This is a genomic window from Microbacterium trichothecenolyticum, assembly GCF_030818955.1.
Taxonomy (GTDB): Bacteria; Actinomycetota; Actinomycetes; order Actinomycetales; family Microbacteriaceae; genus Microbacterium; species Microbacterium trichothecenolyticum_B.
The window spans coordinates 3341002-3358787 of the sequence record NZ_JAUTBF010000001.1 but is presented as its reverse complement, the minus strand read 5'-3'; the positions used below and the strand labels follow the sequence as shown (position 1 = coordinate 3358787).

14 protein-coding genes, 2 tRNA genes and 1 pseudogene are annotated in these 17786 nt (G+C 69.8%); 5 read left to right on the top strand and 12 right to left on the bottom strand.

Annotation, left to right across the window (positions count from 1 at the left end; translation table 11 throughout):
- Positions 1 to 13 precede the first annotated feature (13 nt).
- Genes QE412_RS15875 through QE412_RS15865 form a run of 3 tightly spaced genes read right to left on the bottom strand, consistent with a single transcriptional unit; the run spans position 14 to position 2576 of the window.
- Complete coding sequence (locus QE412_RS15875) at positions 14 to 241, bottom strand: hypothetical protein (protein ID WP_307486085.1); 228 nt, start codon at positions 239 to 241, stop codon at positions 14 to 16.
- Positions 242 to 279: 38 nt separating this feature from the next.
- A complete protein-coding gene (locus tag QE412_RS15870) occupies positions 280 to 1836 on the bottom strand; it encodes a hypothetical protein (protein WP_307486082.1) in 1557 nt (518 codons plus the stop codon).
- On the bottom strand, positions 1812 to 2576 hold the full coding sequence (locus QE412_RS15865) for an ABC transporter ATP-binding protein (protein WP_307486079.1): 765 nt from the start codon (positions 2574 to 2576) through the stop codon (positions 1812 to 1814). The genes QE412_RS15870 and QE412_RS15865 overlap by 25 nt, the downstream gene beginning before the upstream one ends.
- 161 nt (positions 2577 to 2737) lie before the next feature.
- Here QE412_RS15865 and QE412_RS15860 point away from each other — a divergent pair, with 161 nt between their 5' ends.
- Entirely contained in the window at positions 2738 to 2929 is a 192-nt protein-coding gene (locus QE412_RS15860) for a zf-TFIIB domain-containing protein (protein ID WP_307486077.1), read from the top strand.
- A gap of 464 nt (positions 2930 to 3393) precedes the next feature.
- Here the strand turns inward: QE412_RS15860 and QE412_RS15855 are convergent, their stop codons facing one another.
- From QE412_RS15855 to QE412_RS15845, 3 genes are all read right to left on the bottom strand, one after another.
- The gene (locus QE412_RS15855; RefSeq protein ID WP_307486074.1) at positions 3394 to 3897 is read right to left on the bottom strand and encodes an RNA polymerase sigma factor; all 504 of its coding nucleotides are present in this window, start codon (positions 3895 to 3897) and stop codon (positions 3394 to 3396) included.
- Positions 3894 to 4613: a hypothetical protein gene (locus tag QE412_RS15850; RefSeq protein ID WP_307486071.1), complete on the bottom strand. Its 720-nt coding sequence runs from the start codon at positions 4611 to 4613 to the stop codon at positions 3894 to 3896. Before QE412_RS15850 ends, QE412_RS15855 begins: the two co-directional genes overlap by 4 nt.
- A 128-nt stretch (positions 4614 to 4741) precedes the next feature.
- Positions 4742 to 5956: an MFS transporter gene (locus QE412_RS15845; protein WP_307487263.1), complete on the bottom strand. Its 1215-nt coding sequence runs from the start codon at positions 5954 to 5956 to the stop codon at positions 4742 to 4744.
- Between the two features lie 53 nt (positions 5957 to 6009).
- Here QE412_RS15845 and QE412_RS15840 point away from each other — a divergent pair, with 53 nt between their 5' ends.
- Positions 6010 to 6264 carry a type II toxin-antitoxin system Phd/YefM family antitoxin gene (locus tag QE412_RS15840; protein ID WP_307486068.1) on the top strand — a complete coding sequence of 85 codons (255 nt, stop codon included), beginning with the start codon at positions 6010 to 6012 and terminating at the stop codon, positions 6262 to 6264.
- Positions 6265 to 6425: 161 nt separating this feature from the next.
- Here QE412_RS15840 and QE412_RS15835 read toward each other — a convergent pair.
- The 4 genes from QE412_RS15835 to QE412_RS15820 all read right to left on the bottom strand — a co-directional run bounded on the left by QE412_RS15835 (position 6426) and on the right by QE412_RS15820 (position 9126).
- Positions 6426 to 6499: transfer RNA gene (locus tag QE412_RS15835), tRNA-Met, on the bottom strand.
- A 34-nt stretch (positions 6500 to 6533) separates the two neighbouring features.
- Positions 6534 to 6605 (bottom strand) — tRNA-Thr (locus QE412_RS15830).
- A 66-nt stretch (positions 6606 to 6671) separates the two neighbouring features.
- Positions 6672 to 8177 (bottom strand): M23 family metallopeptidase, encoded by a 1506-nt coding sequence (locus QE412_RS15825; RefSeq protein WP_307486065.1) that lies wholly within the window; start codon positions 8175 to 8177, stop codon positions 6672 to 6674.
- A 148-nt stretch (positions 8178 to 8325) separates the two neighbouring features.
- Entirely contained in the window at positions 8326 to 9126 is an 801-nt protein-coding gene (locus QE412_RS15820; protein ID WP_307486060.1) for an inositol monophosphatase family protein, read from the bottom strand.
- A gap of 60 nt (positions 9127 to 9186) precedes the next feature.
- Here QE412_RS15820 and QE412_RS15815 point away from each other — a divergent pair.
- Positions 9187 to 10771, top strand: a pseudogene (locus QE412_RS15815) (phytoene desaturase family protein).
- Positions 10772 to 10793: 22 nt separating this feature from the next.
- Here the strand turns inward: QE412_RS15815 and pdxR are convergent.
- Complete coding sequence (gene pdxR / locus QE412_RS15810; RefSeq protein ID WP_307486058.1) at positions 10794 to 12236, bottom strand: MocR-like pyridoxine biosynthesis transcription factor PdxR; 1443 nt, start codon at positions 12234 to 12236, stop codon at positions 10794 to 10796.
- 81 nt (positions 12237 to 12317) lie between these two features.
- Between pdxR and QE412_RS15805 the strand changes: the two genes are divergently transcribed.
- Complete coding sequence (locus QE412_RS15805) at positions 12318 to 12992, top strand: pyridoxamine 5'-phosphate oxidase family protein (RefSeq protein WP_307486054.1); 675 nt, start codon at positions 12318 to 12320, stop codon at positions 12990 to 12992.
- 290 nt (positions 12993 to 13282) lie between these two features.
- Here QE412_RS15805 and QE412_RS15800 read toward each other — a convergent pair whose 3' ends face one another.
- Positions 13283 to 16783, bottom strand: a complete 3501-nt coding sequence (locus QE412_RS15800; RefSeq protein ID WP_307486051.1) for a bifunctional proline dehydrogenase/L-glutamate gamma-semialdehyde dehydrogenase — start codon at positions 16781 to 16783, stop codon at positions 13283 to 13285.
- A gap of 101 nt (positions 16784 to 16884) precedes the next feature.
- Here QE412_RS15800 and QE412_RS15795 point away from each other — a divergent pair, with 101 nt between their 5' ends.
- Entirely contained in the window at positions 16885 to 17772 is an 888-nt protein-coding gene (locus QE412_RS15795; RefSeq protein ID WP_307486046.1) for a LysR family transcriptional regulator, read from the top strand.
- Positions 17773 to 17786: the final 14 nt, after the last annotated feature.

Below are 17786 nucleotides of genomic sequence, written 5' to 3'. Positions count from 1 at the left end.
GGAATGCGTCGTCTCAGGGGCGCTTCGGCGCGTCGCCCATCTTCGCCCGACGGGAGTTCAGCCAGTAGAAGACGGGCGTGAGAACGACGGCGATAGCGGCCATGCTGATCACGACCGTCAGGATGTCATGCTGATTGATCAGCGCGACGATGAGGTATCCGCAGCTGGCGAAGACGCCCATGATGAAGCTGTTGAGCCACAGACGTGCTTTGCCGACGTTCGGTGCGGGGGTGTTCGACATGTGTTCTGACTCCTTCGGAAGAGGGCTCGTGCGCACGCTCACCGCGGGGTGAACGCGGCGACCAGACGCTGGGGGTTTCGATCGAGGAACGCCCCGCTGAGACGGGTCGAGACGAGTGCCAGCGCTGCCGTGGCCACGAGCGCGACGGCCAGCACGAGGTCGAGCGGGATGACGGGCTGCACCCAGCTGCAGAACGCCCCCGCGCCGTAGACGAGAGCGAACGTGAGGCCGAACGCTCCGATCATACGTACCGCGACCGTGCTGCGATCACCCTGCGGGGCAGCCTGATCGAACGGGTTCCACACGCTGCACGCGGCTCCCGTGGCGAAGGCCAGCAGCAGGGAAGCGAGTGCGGCGACGAGCGCCAACGGGATGTCGGCGGCCAACCCTGTCACGAGCCCCAGGGCGATCGTGAACAGCGCGACCGTCGGCACGAGGAAGAGCGAGACCGCGAGCAGCTTGCCGCGCAGGACGCTGCTCAGTGACGCCCCCGTCTCGACGGTCGTCTCGACACCCCGCCCGTCGTAACCGAACAGGTTCATCAGAACACTCGAGCTCATGGCGACAGCGGCGACGGCGCTGGCGAACACCAGACCGGCCGTGTGCAATTGCGAGACCGCGAACAGTGCCGCAACCAGGGGCCCCAGCACGATGAACTGTGCCGCGCGAGGCGCGCGGAAGAAGTAATACCGCAGGTGCTGGCTGGCGGCACCGAGCGTCGCCCCCGCGGGGAAGGGATGCAGCAGGAGCGGCACGAGCGCCAGGTCGCTCGATGTCGCGCGCGCGCGAGGGGCGACCTGGTCGACCGACCCGCCCTTCACGTGGCGCCGCAGCGCCACCCCCCAGAGCAACAGCGCGAGACCGATCGTGGCGAGGATGACGCCGACGCGACCGATGACTCCGCCGACGTCGCCGGCCACCAGCACGTAGCCGAGAGCGCCGGCTGCCCCCGGCGGTGTCCACGTGAGGACGGTCACGAAGATGACGCCCGCGTCTTGGGCCAGGCCCAGCACCGGCGACAGCAGGTGCGGGAGGATATAGATCGCGGCGATGACGAGCGTCGAGAGCACCAGGGCGACGGTGCGCCCGCGACGCGCAGTGAGCGCTTCGGTGAACAGGGCGCGGACGCCATACGACGACGCGACGCACAGCAGGGTGAACAGCACCGCCCCGCCCACCGCGACCGCGCGGGACGACAGGTCGACGTTGGTGGCAGCCACGCCCCCCACGGCGGTCAGGAAGGTCGCCGTCGCCGTGGGCGTCAGCAGTCCGCCCAACAGCAGCCCCGTCACCTGCTGCGTACGGCTGAGCGGGTACTGCTCGAGCACCTCGGGGTCGATGATGTTCGCGGTCGGCATGGGTGTGGCGATCGGCAGCACGACCCAGGCACCGAAGATCGCCACGAACAGCAGCAGGACCAGCAGATCACCGATCGGGCTGATCCCCGAATCGAGCGCGGCCACGACAGCGCCGCCGCCCAGCCCCACGATGACGCCGGCGACCCACCCCAGCACGAAGATGGCGACGCCTCCGCCCGAGGATCGGGCGGTACCGAGCTGGAGGGCAAGTCTCAGGCGGGCGAGGACGAAAGCCACGAGAGGTCTCCCTTCTCGAGCTCGCGCCCGCCGACCAGGTCGACGAAGGCGTCTTGCAGGGACCCACCGTGCGAGAGTTCGGCGACGGTGCCCTCGGCGACCAGCGCGCCCTTGGCGATGATCGCGACCCGGTCGCACAACCGCTGCACCACGTCGAGCACGTGGCTGGAGAACACCACGGTTCCCCCACCCGTGCGGAACACCTGGAGCATCTCCTCCATGACGCGCGTGTTGACCGGGTCGAGCGCACCGAACGGCTCGTCGAGGATGAGCACGCGGGGACTGTGGAGCATGGCCACGGCCAGACCGACACGCTTGGTCATGCCGAGCGAGAAGTCGGCGATGGGCCGCCCCGCGTCGGCCTGCAGGTCGAGCACACGCAGGAGGTCGTCGCCGCGGCTGCGGATATCGGCCGCCTTCATGCCGCGCAGCATTCCCGCGTAGTCCAACATTTCTCGGGCATTCAGGCGTCCGAAGAGCGGCGGATTGTCGGCCACATATCCGAGCACGGCCTTCGCGGCACGAGGATTTGGCCACACCGATGTTCCGGCTACCTCGATGGTCCCGGCATCCGGTTCGAGAAGTCCCGTGATCATGCGGATCGAGGTGGTCTTGCCCGCGCCGTTGGGGCCCGCGATCCCGTAGAAAGACCCTTCTGGAACGGCGAGGTTCAGGCCCGCCACGCTGGTTACATCGCCGAACTTCTTGACCACGCCGGTGGCCTGGATCGCTGCACTCACAAAGCTGAGAATAGGGGGTGAATCGCCACGGGTTTTGCCGGAATGTCACGCGGATGTGAACGGTCGACGAGCCGGCAGGGAACAGCCCGCGCGCAAGACGCGTTCACCACGTGGTCCCTGAGAGCCCGAGGGGCCGAGCGAGCACGATCGGAACGACCACGATGTACCGAGACCCCTACGACGACACCGCGCAGCCGATCTGCCCGGCGTGCGGCGTCACGATGCACCCGCTGCTCGACGAGGGCCTGGGCGCCGACGAGTGCCGCGAGTGCGGCTTTCGGCTCGAGTGGTCAGAGCCGGACGCCTCGGGCCCCGCCCGCACCGGCGACCGCTGGGCCGAAGGATGGGGCTGAGACGTCAGCCCCCCAGGCCGAGCGAGTTCGAGCCAGCTAACTCGTCTGAGAAGGAGAGCCAGTACACCACTCCTCGAACAAATCGGCGCTCCTCAGATCCGGCGGAGCAGGTCAAGTACGCCCGCATGAAGCTTGGTGAGCTGGACGCCGCGATCGCGAGCGGCGAAATTGTCGATCCCTCACTCATCGTGGCACGCGCATGCGCTGCCGCGAGAGGCCTCCTGCCGCCGTTGACGTTCGGCAGCACGGTCGCATAAGCCGGTGGTCCCTACCGGGCCACATCAGACCATCGTGTTGACGCGAAACCGATCGGTTTCGCGTCAACACGAGGCGCCGATGTTACTTCGCCGACTGGCTCACGATGGTGTTGGTGCCGCGGCATCGGTGGTTCCGACTGTAGGAATGGTCACCTGCGTGATCGGGGCAGCGTGATCGAGGCGGGGTGGATGGGGTTCATCGTGGTCCTACTTCCTAGCCGCTGAGGTGGCTGACAGGAGCAGTTCCTTGCCCCGTCTATATCGTCCTCGCACGGTCGCGGAGGGAACGCTCTGAAGACGGGCAATGTCCGCGAGACTAAACCCCTCCCAGTGAACGAGAGTGATCACCTCCGCGACGTCGGGAGGCAAGCGTTCGATGAGGTCGCGGATCGCAGCTCCGTCGTCAGCGGGCGGAGCGGTTGTAACGGTCAGTTCAGCGCGGAGAGTTTCGTTCAGAGCTGAGCGTCGGATTTCTGTACGCACGCCATTGCGCAGGAGGTTACGCGCTATACCGAAGAGCCACATCCGGGCGTCTATAACGTTCTCGGGCAGTCGCGCGCGTTTCTGCCAGGCGACGAGGAGGGCATCGTTGAGGAGGTCGGCCGCCTCAGTCGGCATCCGCCGTTGGAGATATCGGAGCACGTCGAGCGCGGCTTCATCAACGAGAGCCAGATAACGGGCCTCCGATTTGTCCTTCGCAGATCGCCTCACTCGTCGACCCCGGCACAAACTTCTTGCCCTTCCCACCCGAGCCCGTTGGAGGGCACTCCTATCGACTCGAGGTGCCCAGTGATCACGTCGTTGATCGCTTCTTGCGCCGCCGAGTGATACTCCACGTCCTCGTTGTAGCGATCGGTGCCGTAGCCGAACGGTTCTGGCTCACCGTTGTCGTTAGGTCCCCAGTTCGCGTCGGAGCGGTTCTCCTCGATAACGCTTTGGACGTCCATGAGGGTGGCGATATCCGCCGAGGCGGCGAACTCGCGCGCAAGGTCAGCCGCGCGTGGATCGAAAAGAATGTCGTCGGGCGCATCAGGTTGGGGCGTGACGTTGAATCCCCACATCCGCAGTTCACACGAGCCGCCGCCGGGCAGCGAATAGATCACCCGCGCATCGGGGATCTGCGCTCCCGGAAGCCACGATTCAGTCTGGCTCGCGCCTCCGTTACTCTTTGACGCGTCCCAGTACCAGGACCAGCCGCCGGCTGCCGCATACGCGGCGGTGGCCGAGCCCAGGAGGAACAGCGGCGCCGTGACGGCCGCAGCGATCTTGAACCGGCGCGTCGGTCGAGATCTGCTGTTGCTGTGCCCCTGAGCGACTTCGCGCAGCATCCGGCGTACACGACCGCTGTCCTCCGTCACGTGGGGGGAAGCCGCGCGCAACAACGCGTGAAGCTGCTGGTCAGTCTGGTCGTCGCTGGTGTCGATCATGCTGGATCCCGTCGTCCGGTGTTGATACCTCTACACGGAACATGTCACCGACCCCCAGAATCGTTGCCGCGGTCCTCTTCGATTCTGTGGACGGTGCGAAACCGATCGGATTCGCAACATGACTCCCTCTACTTGGCGCGTTCTGTGTCGTCGAGGTTCGGGAGTCGACTGACGGCGATGCATGCACATGCGCAGAGGAGCGCTGCGCCGCCGATTGCCACCGACGTGTTGGTGAGAGAGGCCATGACGCCCCCTAGCGGGGCGGCGATGGGTGCGGTGCCCACGCCGGCGACGGTGAACGCGCTCGTCACGCGCCCGAGAAGGTGGTTCGGGGTGAGCTCCTGTCGAACCGTGACCGCCAGGATGTTCCACAGCATGGTCGCGACGCCGAGGGCGAAGAGGGCGCCTCCTGCGAGAACAGCGTTGGACGCCATCGAGAGGGCTGCGATGGAAACAGTCCCGAGGAACGCAGAAGTCAGCAGACACCGATTGGTTCCGAGTGTGTGTCGGAGTCGTGCGGTGAAGAGTGACCCCGCGACGCTGCCGACGGCGTACACGCTGATGAGCAAGCCGTACCCCACGGGCGGCAGGCGTAAGAACTCCAGCACATGAATGACAAGAACGGCGAGGAGCACGCCGGTTGAGGCTGCGAGCAGAATCGTGCCGACTGCGATGGAGCGCAGAACTCGGTGCGCAGCCAGCCACCGCACCCCCTCAGCGGTCTCGACCCAGATCGAGCTGCGCACTGTTCGCGATGCTGACGGCACGAGGGTCGCGGGGAGTCGCCACACGCACACTGTCGACACGACCAGGGCGAACGTCTGCGTGAGGAAGGGCGCGGCCGCGGAGAGGGAGTACAGCACGCTTCCCGCGGCGGGGCCGAGGAAGCTTCCCGAAACGGTTGAACCCGCCTGCAGGCGTCCGTTCGCGTGCGCCAGCTTTTCGCGCCGGACGAGTGTGGGGAGCAACGCGGGCGCCGCGCTGCGGATCAACGTCGACCCACACGCAAGAAGGAAAGCCGCGAGCAGAACGACGGCCACCGGTGCATGACCGAGCGCGACCAGCACCCCGAGCGAGAGGGCGATACACAGGCGTGCCAGGTCAGTGCGCCACATGACCGCTCGGCGGTCCCATCGATCGACCAGGGCCCCCGCCACGAGACCGACCAGCAGCCAAGGCAGGCCCGTCGCGACCTGCAGAAGAGAGACGATGAACGGATCCCGCGTCTGACCGGCGATCAACAACGGGAAGGCCGTCATCGATAGACCGTCACCCAGCGCGGCCCCTACCGTGGCGCCCCACAGCCACCCGAAGCTACGACCGTCCTCCGCCCGATTGACCACGTCTCTCACCTCACAGCATTTTGTACAAATTGTACATAATGTAGCATTGTGACATGGCGGATGAAGTTCCAGTTTCCGAGGCCCGCGGGCAGCTCTCAGAACTCGTCAACCGCGTCCGATTCGGGGGCGAGTCCATCGTCCTCACCCGGCACGGCAAGGGCGTAGCTGCTCTCGTGCCAATCGAACACCTGTCTCCTGAATCGACGCAGGCAACGGATGGCGAATTCCAGAACACGGTGATCGATCTGAGCAGCCGTTCGATGCCGATCAGACAGATCGCTGCTCAGTCGGACCCGGACTACCAGTGACCGCCACTCTCTGCTGATTGGACTCAACGAAAAGCAGGTCAGCAGGGTCTCGTGACCCGCGATAGGGCAAGGACGAGAACGCGTCTGAGCCATCACCGCGGAGATTCCGCGCCTTGGCCGTGGCCAATTGCTCGAGTAAGACTCGAGTCCTATCCCAGAAGTAGCGGGAGCGGGGCTTGAACCCGCGACCTCACGATTATGAGTCGTGCGCTCTCACCAACTGAGCTACCCCGCCGCACGGCATCCGATGTTCAGATGAGGATGCCTTGAGCCCCGAGTCAGGATTGAACTGACGACCCCTTCCTTACCATGGAAGTGCTCTGCCACTGAGCTATCGGGGCGTACCCGGATCGCTCCGGGCAACTAGAAGAGAATATCAGACCGCGACACTCTCTCACGAATCGGGATCAACCGCCGGCGTGCTGACGCAGCCAGACGATGGGGTCGATGGGCGTGGTGCCGTTCTGCAGGATTTCGACGTGCGTGTGCGCGCCGAACGAGCGACCCGTGTTGCCGGTGCGGCCGAGGAACTGGCCGACCTTCACGTGCTCGCCCGGGGTGACCTGCAGCGAGCCGTACTGCATGTGCCCGTAGCGGCTCGAGACGAGCTGGCCGTCGATCTGGTGGTCGATGAGCACGGTGACGCCGAAGGCGCCGCCCTGCTCGGTCGCGATACGCACCACGCCGTCGGCGATGGCCTGGACCGGTGCTCCCTCGCCGGGGACGAAGTCGGCGCCCTCGTGCATGTTGCCGTCGCGCATGCCGAAGCCGTACGTGATCGGCACACCGACCGCGAAGGGCCACTGGATGGGCGCCGTCGGATCGTTGACGTAGAAGTTGGAGGGGTTGCTGATGCCCGAGTCGGCGGCCATCTTGGCGTAAGTGGTGGCACTGTAGCCGTCGGCGCGGTCGACGACTGCCGCCTGCGCCTGCGCGGGTGCCACGTAGGCCTGGACCGCTCCGTCACCGGGGGCGACGTCGCCGCCGGTGACGGCGAGACGCGTGGTCACCGTGTCGGTCGACGCGACACTGTCGGTGCCGTTGACGGATGCCAGGGCACTGACGGGCATGGTCATGCCCACGGTCAGCAGGCCGACGACACCCATCACGCCCACCGAGAACGAGGCGGTCGCGATGCGGCGCACGTTGCGACGCGTGCGCGGCGCAGCGGCCACCGGAGGCAGCCCTTCGGCGACCGGCTGAGGCGCGGGGGCGACGGACGCGGGGCTCTGTACCGCGTTCTCGCCGGTGAAGGCGAACAGCCGCGCGGCGGACTCGAACTCGTCGGCACTGTCGTCGCGGGGCGACGCGGACGACGGGCGGGCGTCGACGGAAACCGTCTCGGCGGGAGCGAGGGAGAGCGGTTCGGCGACCACGGGGGCGTCGACACTCGCGGTGTCGATGATGACGTCGGCCTGCGGGCGACGACGCGCCCTGCGGCTCACCGGGAGCGTGATGGGCGAGGTCGGCAGGGTCACCGGCGTGGTCGCGACGTCGGCGTCGGCGCTCTGCAGGATGACGGCGACATCGGCGTCGTCGTTGCGGCGCTCGTCGACGACGGTGACCTCGAGGGCGTCGCTCTCGGCAGCCGCGACGGTGGGGCCCTCGGGCAGGGTCGGCTCGATCGTCGCGGCGATCACCGTCTCGATGACGGCGGCAGCGACGCTTTCGAGGATCTCGGACTGCGCGGCGACGTCGGCATCGACCGGCGCCGGCTCCGACGGGATCGCGGCGGCAGGGGCATCGGCATCCATCGCCATCACGGCGGCGTCGGCCTGCGCACGACGGCGCATCTCAGCCCGGGTCAGCTGCGGAACGGGGGTCGACGACGCGGCTTCGGTGGCGGGCAGGGCGACGGGGCGACGCGACCGCCGGATGTAGGCGGGCTCAGTCGAGGGGGATTCTGACGGCAACGCGCGAGGGCTCTCGTGTCGTGTCGCAGGCGCGACGGCTTCGGGCTTTAGGGCTTGGCCACTTCCGCAGCTTCGGGTTGCGGAAGATAACGAACTGGTAAACAGCCTACCCCGGGTGGTCTGGGAAAGCCATGGAAGCTGCCCGGCTTCACCCGATGACGTCGAGCTTCTCCTCTAGACGCCCGTAGAACTCAGGGCCGGCCGCGATGACCATGCCGTTGCCCGGACGACCGCCCGGCGCGCCGCCGACGATGCCGCCCGCCTCCTCGACCAACAGGGCACCGGCCGCGTGATCCCACGGCTGCGTGCCCCGTTCGTAGTAGGCGTCGACGCGTCCGGCGGCGACCGACGCCAGGTCGAGCGACGCCGCGCCGATGCGGCGCACATCGCGCGCGATGGGCATGACGCGGGCGAGCTGGTCGAGCGCGGGACCGTGGGTCGCCGGGTTGTAACCGAACCCGGTGGCGACCAGCCCTCCGGCCTCGCCGACATTCGCCGACACGGCCAGACGCTGCTCGCCGAGCCACGCGCCGCCACCCCGCGAAGCGCGGAACAGCTCGCCGGTCACCGGGTTGAAGACCGCGCCGGCCAGGGCCGTCCAGGTCGCCGTGTCGGCACTGCCTTCGACGGCGGCGATGCTCACCGCCCACGCGGGGATGCCATAGGCGTAGTTGACGGTGCCGTCGATCGGGTCGACGACCCAGGTGATGCCGCTCGTGCCCTCTTCGGCGCCCGATTCCTCGCCGAAGAAGCCGTCGTCGGGCCGTTCGCGCGCGAGTTCGGCGCGGATGAACGCCTCCACTTCGCGATCGGCGGCGGTGACGATGTCCGCAGCCGCCGACTTCGTCGCGGCCACCGTCACGCCCTCGGTGCGGCGACGATGCGCGAGCTCACCCGCCTCCCGGGCGATGCGCGTGGCGATGTCGAGCAGTTCCGCGGGGAGAGTCATGGCATCCACGCTACTGCGCCACCCCTCTCGCCGAGCCCCCGCCGTCGTTAGCGTGGACCTATGACCGCTTCGGATACTCGCCGGTACGACGTCGTCATCGTGGGAGGCGGGCACAACGCCCTCGTCGCCGCGGCCTACCTCGCCCGCGCCGGGCGCCGGGTGGTGGTGATCGAGAGAGCGGATGCCGTGGGCGGCGCCGCCGTGTCGGAACGTCCGTGGGCGGGGGGTCGATGCCCGCCTGTCGCGGTACTCGTACCTGGTGAGCCTGCTGCCGCAGAAGATCATCGATGACCTCGGCCTGCGCATCGCGCTGCGGCGCCGCCGCTACTCCTCGTACACCCCCGACCCGAGCGACCCCACCCGTGGTCTGCTCATCGACACCGGCGATGCCGTGGCGACGGCCGCGTCGTTCGCACGAACCCTGGGTGACACGGGCGAGGCGGAGCGCTTCGCCGCCCTCGATGCGCGCCTATCACCGCTGGGGCGCGCCGTCTTCCCCACGATGACAGAGCCCCTGCCCACGGCCGACGAGGTACGCGAGCGCGTGGGCGACGACGCCCTGTGGACCGCTGTGACCGAGCGCCCGCTCGGCGACCTGCTGCGCGCCTCGCTCGACAGCGACCTCGCCCGCGGGATCGCCCTGACGGACGGGCTCATCGGCACGTTCTCATGGTCGGACGACCCCTCTCTCGCGCAGAACCGCTGCTTCCTGTACCACGTGATCGGCAACGAGACGGGGCACTGGGATGTCCCGGTCGGCGGGATGGGCGCCGTCACCGCCGAGCTCGAGCGGGCGGCGCGCGCCGCCGGAGCCGAGATCGTCACCGGTGTCGACGTGATCTCGGTCTCGCCCGCCGGCGAGGTGCATACGATGACCGACCGTTCCGAGGTGTTCCACGGCACCCTCGTGTTGAGCGGGGTCGGACGCCGTGTCCTCGACGGACTGCTCGCCGCCGGCGGCGCAACGACGACGGGGGCCGACGAACCCGAGGGCGCACAGATCAAGGTCAACATGCTGCTGTCACGACTGCCCCGACTGCGCGACAGCTCCGTCTCACCCGAGGCCGCGTTCTCGGGCACCTTCCACGTCAACGAGACCTTGACCCAACTGGATGCCGCGTACGTCGCCGCATCGGGAGGTCTCATCCCCGCGCCACTTCCCGTCGAGATCTACTGCCACTCCCTCAGCGACCCCTCGATCCTGGGCGCCGAGCTGCAGGCCAGCGGCGCGCAGACGCTGACGATGTTCGGCCTGCAGGTGCCGCACCGACTCATCGCGGACACCGATCCGGTCGCCGCCGGCGCCCGGCTCCTCGCGGCGGCGCAGCAGTCGCTCGACGCCGTACTGGCCGAGCCGCTGCGCGACTGTATCTATCGAGCACCAGATGGACGCCTCTGCATCGAGGCACGGAGCACGCTCGATCTCGAGGAGTCGTTGAACATGGTCGGCGGCGACATCTTCCACGGCGGGCTGTCGTGGCCGTGGCTGTCGACTCCGGCGACGAGCGCGGCCGAGCGGTGGGGCGTCGCGACGGTGCACCCGCGCGTGCTGCTGTGCGGATCGAGCGCGCAACGCGGAGGCGCCGTCAGCGGCATCGGCGGGCAGAACGCGGCGATGGCGGCGCTCGAGATCCTGGCGGGGTGAGCCGGGCGTCGCGATGAGAGCCCTACGCGCCCGGGCGCGCATGCGCGGCCAGTACCGCGATGAGTTCGCCCACGGCATCCCAGAGCTGCACCGTCGAGGGGTGGGCGTAGCCGAAGACGATGCCGGCCGGCACAATCTCCGCGCGAGCGCCGCCCGGTGACGGTTCCTCCCCGCCGACGGCGTACTCCGACAGCGCCGCGACCGTGATGCCTCGCGTCGCCAGCGCGTCCACGACGGCACGCTCGCTGTCGGCTTCACGCCCGGGCAACAGCGCGACGGCGTGCAACCCGCCGTCGGTGGCGGCCAGCTCGACGCCGGGAACGGCCCCGAAGGCCTCGAGAAGCAGGCGACGCCGATGCCGATATTCGCGTCGACGGCGGGCGGTGTGCCGGGCGAGGGCTCCGTCGGCGAGATACCGCGCGAGCGCCTGTTGCTGCACGAGCGAGACCGGCAGATCGAGATCGTCGCGCGCGGCGCGAAGGCGCTCGCCGACCACGCCGGTCGCCACGGTCCAGCCGCACCGCAGCGCGGGGGTGAGCACCTTCGACAAGCTCCCGACCAGCACCACCCGCGCGGGATCGAGCAGGTGAAGTGGCGGCAGCGGGGCACGTCCGTGCGGAAACTCGCTGTCGTAGTCGTCTTCGATGACGACGACGTTCTCGCGCGCGGCCCAGGCGAGCAGACGGGCGCGGTCCTCGGCATCCAATCTGCTCCCGAGCGGATAGTGATGGTTCGGGGTCACGACGATGGCCGCGAGCCCGCTGCGACTCTCGAGCGCGTCGAGGTCGAGCCCCGCCCCGAGACGCACGGGCACCGGTACGGCGTCGATACCGAGACGCCGCAGGATCATGCGCACGCGCGGGTATCCCGGGTCCTCGACGCCCACGCGCAGACGACGCCGGTCGCCACCGTCCGGCAGAGCGAGCAGGGAGAGCAGCAGCGCGTCGCTCGTTCCGGCGGTCACGATGACGTCGCCGGGCGACACGTCGAGCCCGCGCGTGCGCCCGAGATGCCGCGCGATCTCGGCCCGCAGCGCTCGCGATCCCGAGGCCTCGTCGACGTCGTCATCCGGGTCGATCGCGCTCGCGCGTCTCCACGCGGAGCGCCATGCGGCATCGGCGAGGCCCGTCGTTCCGGGGCGCCCGGGGCGCAGATCGAGCGTCGCCGGACGCGGGGCTGCGGCAGCGGGAGCCTCGGCCGGCCGCGTCGCCGCTCGGGGAACGACGTCGGCGACGACCGTCGTTCCGCCGGGGCGGGTGAGCAGGTACCCCTCACCCGCGAGGATCTCGTACGCCGCCACGACGGTCCCCCGCGCGACCCCCACGTCGGCGGCGAGCGCACGCGTCGACGGCACCGCCTCGCCCGCGGCGACGCGCCCGGAGAGCACGGCCGCGCGCAGGCCGTGCGCGAGTTGCTCGTGCAGGGGTACCGGGGAGGAGCGATCCAGGATGCCGAGAGAGATCACCCTCGCATTCTCCCACTGGTCCATGACGATATGACTGAAGTGGACTACCTCGTGGACCAGCTGGGGCGGTGAGATCAGATCATGACCGACCTTCCTCTCAGCCCTCTCACCCGCGTCCGCCGCCTCGCGCAGTACCAGGTCACTGATCGCGCGGCCCTGTACGACATTGTCGACGGCGCCCTGGCCGCGACCCTGGCGATCGTCCGCGACGGCCGCCCGGTGGCCTTGCCCGTCGGCATCGGCCGCGACGGCGACGACGTGCTCGTGCACGGATCCACGGGCAGCGACTTCTTCCGCCGGATCGCCGGGGGAGCACCGGTGTGCCTCACGGTGACGCATCTGCTGGGGCTCGCGTACGCGCGTTCGCTCTTCGACAGCTCGATGCGGTACCGCTGCGCGGTGGTGCACGGCACGGCATCCGTCGTTCCTCCCGAGGAGAAAGAGGCGGCCCTGCTCACGCTGTCGGAGCACCTGATGCCCGGTCGAAGCCTCGAGGTGCGCCCCATGCTCGCGCGTGAGCTCGCGGCGACCCTGGTGCTGCGCATCCCCCTCGCCGAGGCCAGCGTGAAAGACAACGCCGGCTCGCTCGTCGAGGAAGACGGCGACGGTGAGGATCGCTCGGTCTGGGCCGGCACACTCCCCCTGCGCGTGAGCGTCGGCGAACCGGTGACCTCACCGCAAACGGCGGCGGGGACGCCGGTGCCCGACTCGGTCCGGCGGACGGCAGAGCGGGTGACGGCAACGAGCGCGGCCTGATCGGCGCCTCCGGGGCGACCGTCGTGCGGAGTTGCGGCCCGACACACCGCCGCCGACACACCCCCGACGGCGTGTCGGCGCCGCACTCCGCAGAACGGCACGGGGCCCGGCCCGACGGCCCGACGCCACGGGACCACGGTGACGCCCGGCCCGACGACCGTCCTGCGGAGTCGACGCCCGACACACCGTCTGACAGGCTCCGCCACCGGCGTGTTCGCCGCCCACTCCGCAGGACGGCGGAATCGACGAAGGGCGGAGCCACCGCGAGGCGGCCCCGCCCTCTCGCAGGCTCAGCGGACGGTGACCAGCGGCGGCACCGCGTAGCGACGCGGCGTGCCGAATCGGTGCGCCGTGATCGACACGGCCTGCTCGCGCAGGAACGGCAGCAGCTCGACAGCGCCGCTGCGCGTGACGTCACCGGCGTAGATCGCGACAGACGGCGACCCGCCCGTCACCTCGGCCACCGCCGCGACGGATCCGCCGAGCAGACGCACTCGTCCGCCCGTGCGAGCCAGGCGCGCTGCGCGGTGGCCCCACTCGACGGCGTCCTCGACGCGCGCCGCGACGCCGACCCCTTCGAGCCACGCGCGCACCGCGGGCGACAGGGCGGCGGCGGTACTCACCGTCACGGGTGCACCGACCCGCACGCCGGCGACGACGACGCGAACGAGCGCCGCCTCCGATGCCTCCTCTCGCCGCACGGTCACCGGGACGGTGTTGTAGCGCAACACGTTCTGCTCCGACTCCAAGCCGGTCACATCGCGGGCCAGCGAGAACTCCGAGGTCCACGCCGCGAAGTCGCTCGCGAGAGCGGATGCCAACCACTCGCGGTCCCGCGACGGAACCGCCGCGAGGGCCGGCGCGGCGAGGGCGTCTGCCGAGCGCGGCGCGGACGACGACGCATCCGTCCACGACCCGAAGCCGAAGAGGTAGTGCGGACCGCCCGCCTTGGTGCCGGCGCCGACGGCCGACTTCTTCCACCCGCCGAAGGGCTGGCGCTGCACGATCGCTCCGGTGGTGCCGCGGTTGACGTAGACGTTGCCGGCCGCGATGCGCGCGAGCCACGTGTCGATCTCCGACGTGTCGAGCGCGTGCAGACCCGAGGTGAGGCCGTACTCGATGGCGTTGACGATCTCGATCGCGTCGTCGAGCGTCTCGGCCGTCATGATGCCGAGGACGGGACCGAAGTACTCGGTGCGGTGGAAGGCGCTGCCGGGCTGCACGCCCTCGCGGATGCCGGGACGCCACAGCATCCCCTCGTCGTCCAGCTTCTTCGGCTCGACCACCCAGCGCTGTCCGGGCTCCAGCGTCGTCAGCGCCGCAAGCAGCTTGCCCTGCGCGGGCTCGATGAGCGGACCGACCCGCGAGGCCTCGTCCCATGGCATCCCGACCTCCAGCGAGGTGACGGCGTCGACGAGCTGGTCGCGGAACCGGCGCGAACGGGCGACGGAGCCGACGAGCACGACGAGGGATGCCGCGGAGCACTTCTGTCCGGCATGCCCGAAGGCCGACATCGCGACATCTTTCGCGGCGAGGTCGAGGTCGGCACTGGGGGTGACGATCACGGCGTTCTTGCCGCTGGTCTCGGCGAGCAACGGCAGGTCGGGGCGGAACGAGCGGAACAGCTCGGCCGTCTCGTACGCGCCGGTGAGCACGACCCGCTCGACGGCGGGGTGCGTCAGCAACTGCCGGCCGAGGTCGTTCTCGGACACCTGCACGAGCTTCAGCACCTCGCGGGGCACCCCTGCCTCCCAGAGCGCCTCGACCATGACGGCGCCGCACCGCTCGGCGAGCCCCGCGGGCTTGATGACCACGGCGGACCCGGCGGCGAGCGCCGCGAGGGTCGAGCCGGCCGGGATCGCGACCGGGAAGTTCCACGGCGGCGTGACGACCGTGACACCGACCGGGGTGAACGTCGCGCCGTCGACGGTCTCGAGCGTGCGCGCCTGCTCCGCGTAGTAGTGGGCGAAGTCGATGGCCTCCGACACCTCGGGGTCGCTCTGCTCGATGACCTTGCCGCACTCCGCGCCCATGACCTCGAGCAGGTCGGCGCGGCGCGCTTCGAGCACATCGCCGGCGCGGTGCAGGATCTCCGCGCGGCCCGCGGCCCCGAGCGCGCGCCACCCGGCGGCGGCGTCCGCGGCATCCTGGATCAGCTCATTCAGAGCGGCTTCGTCGGTCACGGTGTGCGCGGCGATGGTCGCACGTCCCAGGTCGGAGCCCGGCATGCGCGCGACGATTCCCGCGGCCCAGCCGCGGTTCGCCTCGATCGCGGGATCGGAGTCGGGGGTGTTGCGGAAGCCGCGCGTGGGTGCGGGGGCGGCAGGCGCCGTGCGGTCCTGCACGCGGTTCGACGGGGGCACTCCCTCGGGCATGTCGGCGAGGGATGCCAGGAAGCGGTCGCGCTCGCGGGCGAACAACGCCTCGTGGGTGTCGAGGTCGAACACCGCCGACATGAAGTTCTCACTCGACGCGCCCTCTTCGAGACGGCGGATGAGATAGGCGATCGCGACGTCGAACTCCTGCGGGTGCACGACGGGGGTGTAGAGCAGGATCGAGCCGACGGTGCGGCGGACGACGGTCTGCTGCGCCGTCGCCATGCCCAGCAGCATCTCGACCTCGATGCCCGGTCGGCCCGCCGGACCCGCCGCCGTCACCCCGCGGCGCTCGGCGAGCAGCCACGCGAGGGCGATGTCGAAGAGGTTGTGGCCGGCGACGCCGATCCGCACGTTCGCGGTGTGCTCGGGGCGCAGGGCGTAATCGAGCACCGCCTTATAAGAGGCATCCGTCGCCTGCTTCGACGGCCAGGTGGCGAGCGGCCAGTCGTGCACATCGGCATCCACGCGCTCCATCGGCAGGTTCGCGCCCTTCACGACCCGCACCTTGATGGGCGCGCCCCCGGATGCCACCCGCGCGGCCGTCCACTCCTGCAGGCGGATCATCGCGGCGAGGGCGTCGGGCAGGTAGGCCTGCAGCACGATGCCGGCCGCGACATCGTGGAACTCGGGCTCGCCCAGCAGCGTCTCGAACACCGCGAGGGTGAGGTCGAGGTCTTTGAACTCCTCCATGTCGAGGTTGAGAAAGGTGCCGGTCTCCTTCGCGACGCGGTACAGCGGCCGCAGGGCCGAGACCGCGTCGGCGACGGCGGCGTCGAACGCCCACGGCGTGTGCGGCGCGACGGTCGATGAGACCTTGATCGAGACGTAGTCGACGTCGTCGCGGGCGAGGAGCTTGCGCGTCCCCTCGAGCCGGCGCGCGGCCTCCTTCTTGCCGAGGATCGCCTCGCCGAGCAGGTTCACGTTGAGACGGATGCCGTCGCCCCGGCCGCGGATCGAGGCGATGGCGCCGCCGAGCTTGCGGTCGGTGGCGTCGACGATGAGATGACGCACCATGGAGCGAAGAGCCGTGCGCGCGGCGGGGACGACGACCTGCGGGAGGATCGGCGCGGCGAAAGCGCCCAGGCGAATCGCCGCCTTGAGGTGCAGGGGAAGGAACCCCGGGATGAGCGGGGTGAGCGCGGCGAGGTTGCGCGCAGCCACGCGGAGGTCTTCGGGACGCACGACCCCGTCGACGAAGCCGACGGTGAAGTCGAGCCCGTGCGGGTCGCGCAGCACACCGGCGAGGCGCTGAGCGGCGGCGTCGACCGGCTCGTCGCGGCTCTCGACGAGCCACCGCTGCACGAGGGCGATCGCCTCGTCGGCGAGGTCGTGCGGCGAGACGAGCGCGTCGTCGGTGGCGAGCGGGGCGGGGGTGGTGCCGGACGTGGTGCGGGGTGCATCGGTGAGCGACATGATGATCCTCTTCGTCGGATGTGATCAGCATGGAGCCCGGATACCGTCGAGAAAAGCGATGATTAGTGACGGATTATGTTCGATGTAGACGAAGGGATGCCATGTTCGATCTGCGCCGCCTGCGCCTGCTCCACGAGCTCTCTCTGCGCGGAACCCTGGCCGCCGTCGCAGAGGCCCTGTCGTACAGCCCCTCGACGATCTCGCAGCAGCTCTCGCTGCTCGAACGCGAAGCCGGTGTGCCGCTGCTCGAGCCCGATGGCCGCCGGCTGCGCCTCACCGCGCAGGGTGCCGCCCTCGCCGCCCACGCGGGCCGCATGCTCGCCGCCGACGAGGCCGCGCGGGCCGAGTTGGAGCGCCTGCGCCCCTCGCTCGCACCGGTGCGTGTGGCGGTCATGCAGTCCGCCGCGCACGGTCTCCTCCCCCGCGCCCTGGACGCCCTGGCCGAGAGCGAGCCGCAGCTGCGGGTGGAGGTCGCCGAACTCGCCCCCGAGGAGGGCCTGTTCGAGGTCGCGGCGCGCGGCTTCGATCTCGCCGTCGCCGAGCAGTATCCCGGCCACACCCGCGAGCACCTCGACGGGATCGAGCGGAGCCTGCTGGGGCGCGACGCGATCCGGCTCGCGGTGGCGCGAGACGACCCTGCCGCGAATCTCGGCGATCTGCGTGAGCGCGCGTGGGTGATGGAACCCGTGGGAACGGCCGCACGACAGTGGGCGACGCAGCAGTGCCGCGCCGCCGGGTTCGAGCCCGACGTGCGGTTCGAGATGGCCGACCTGACCGCGCACGTGCGTCTCGTGGCATCCGGTCACGCCGTGAGCCTGATCCCCGATCTGGTCTTCGCCGGCGACCGCCCGCCGGTCCAATTGGTCGATCTGCCGGGCGAGCCGCGTCGCGAAGTCTTCACGGCCGTACGTCGAGGCACCGCCGACCGGCCGGGTGTGCGCGCGGTGCGGGCTGCGCTACAGGTGGCGTACGACCGCGGCGACGGCTAGAGCGGCGGCTCGCC

Bases quoted from the DNA above. Each gene is read 5' to 3' on its own strand.
- QE412_RS15800 (WP_307486051.1), bottom strand. From the start codon at position 16,783: ATGTCGCTCACCGATGCACCCCGCACCACGTCCGGCACCACCCCCGCC.
- QE412_RS15850 (WP_307486071.1), bottom strand. From the start codon at position 4,613: ATGATCGACACCAGCGACGACCAGACTGACCAGCAGCTTCACGCGTTG.
- QE412_RS15840 (WP_307486068.1), top strand. From the start codon at position 6,010: ATGGCGGATGAAGTTCCAGTTTCCGAGGCCCGCGGGCAGCTCTCAGAA.
- QE412_RS15795 (WP_307486046.1), top strand. From the start codon at position 16,885: ATGTTCGATCTGCGCCGCCTGCGCCTGCTCCACGAGCTCTCTCTGCGC.
- QE412_RS15875 (WP_307486085.1), bottom strand. From the start codon at position 241: ATGTCGAACACCCCCGCACCGAACGTCGGCAAAGCACGTCTGTGGCTC.
- QE412_RS15820 (WP_307486060.1), bottom strand. From the start codon at position 9,126: ATGACTCTCCCCGCGGAACTGCTCGACATCGCCACGCGCATCGCCCGG.
- QE412_RS15860 (WP_307486077.1), top strand. From the start codon at position 2,738: ATGTACCGAGACCCCTACGACGACACCGCGCAGCCGATCTGCCCGGCG.
- QE412_RS15805 (WP_307486054.1), top strand. From the start codon at position 12,318: ATGACCGACCTTCCTCTCAGCCCTCTCACCCGCGTCCGCCGCCTCGCG.